2 protein-coding genes are annotated in these 1,290 nt (G+C 71.4%); both read right to left on the bottom strand.

The features are described 5' to 3' along the window. On the bottom strand, positions 1-280 hold a 280-nt coding region (locus NBRGI_RS43800), incomplete at its 3' end, for an AMP-binding protein (RefSeq protein WP_036559171.1). Further along, the gene (locus tag NBRGI_RS14930) at positions 277-1,167 is read right to left on the bottom strand and encodes an alpha/beta hydrolase (RefSeq protein ID WP_029896646.1); all 891 of its coding nucleotides are present in this window, start codon (positions 1,165-1,167) and stop codon (positions 277-279) included. The genes NBRGI_RS14930 and NBRGI_RS43800, both read right to left, overlap by 4 nt. Positions 1,168-1,290: the final 123 nt, after the last annotated feature.

The following is a 1,290-nucleotide window of genomic DNA, read 5'->3' as shown; positions in this document are numbered from 1 at the left end:
TCCCGAGAAACAGTTGGTACGTGGCCAGTCCACGGTCGAGATGGACGCCGACCCGCGCCCCGGGCGCCAGGCCGCGCTCACGCAGTGCCCGAGCGAGTCGATCGGCCCGCGCGTTCAGCTCGGCGTAGGTCAGCGTGCTCGTGCCGTCCGAGATCGCTTCGCGCGCGGCGTGTTCCCGAGCCGCCCGCTCGAACGCGTCGACGATCGTGTCGGTGGTTGCCGCCCCGGCCCGGTCCGTGTCGACGGACTCGACCGGTGTTGCGGTTGGCGAGTGTGTCATCGGGCTGATGTCACCGTCCCTTCCGGTGTGGTTGCGCCTCGACGGCCTGCCTCGAGGCCGAAGTGCCGCAGGGTGATCCGGCCGAACGGGGTCGACGGATCGGCCAGATCCAGCGGCAGATCGAAGTGATCGCGGTCCGGCACGATCTGTGCCCGCACCGGGATCGACTGTGCGGCAAGGTAGGCCGCGTACATCTCGTGCTGACGCAGGTAGGTCCGCGTTTCGTGGCGTCCGACCGCGAGCAGGATCGAGTCGCAGCGCGGTGCGGGCATCCGCAGCGGACTGCACTCGTCCGCGAGTTCCGGTGTCAGCCGCACGGCGTCGTTGACGTAGGTGCGCGGGATCTCGGTCAGGTCGTAGAGCCCGCTCAGCAGGCACGCGCTGCGCACCCGCGGCGCGTCGTCGCCGGCCAGCGCCGCGGCGAGCAGATGCGCGCCCGCGCTGCTGCCCGCGACGTGCACGCGCGCCGGGTCGATGCCGAACAGCGGTCCGGAACCGTCCAGCCAGGCCAGCGCGCGGGCCACCGAGGCGATCATGCCCGGCAGCGTCCGATCGGGCGCGAGCCCGTATCCGAGTGCCACGAAAGCACATCCGCAGGCCCGCGCCTGCCTGGCCGCGAAACACGCGTCGTCGATGCCGGACTCCTGCCAGTGACCGCCGTGCACGAAAACGAGAGCGGGCGTCGCGGGCCCGCGCGTGCCGTGCGGCACGGCCGGGAACACGTGACAGCGTTCGCCCCGGCCGCCGCCGTACGGCACGGCCATGTGCGCGTCCAACCGGGACCGGGCCAAATCGCTGCGCATCCGGTAGCGACGCAGCGTGCCCGCCGGATCGCGGGCGGTGCTGCTCGGGGAATATTCGCGGTCGAGCATGCTGGGCTCACTCATCGGACTTGCGCCCCTCGATCACCCCGTGTGGTGTCCACCCCGCGCTGCGAATGCGGGTGACGTCGGCGAATCCCGCGGCGCGCAGCCACTCTTCGTGTTCGCGCCAGGGGTAGATGGTCGATT

The organism is Nocardia brasiliensis IFM 10847 (genome assembly GCF_000710915.1).
In the GTDB taxonomy this organism is placed as follows: domain Bacteria; phylum Actinomycetota; class Actinomycetes; order Mycobacteriales; family Mycobacteriaceae; genus Nocardia; species Nocardia brasiliensis_A.
The sequence above is the reverse complement of the archived record's forward strand: the minus strand, read 5'-3'. Positions and strand labels throughout refer to the sequence as shown.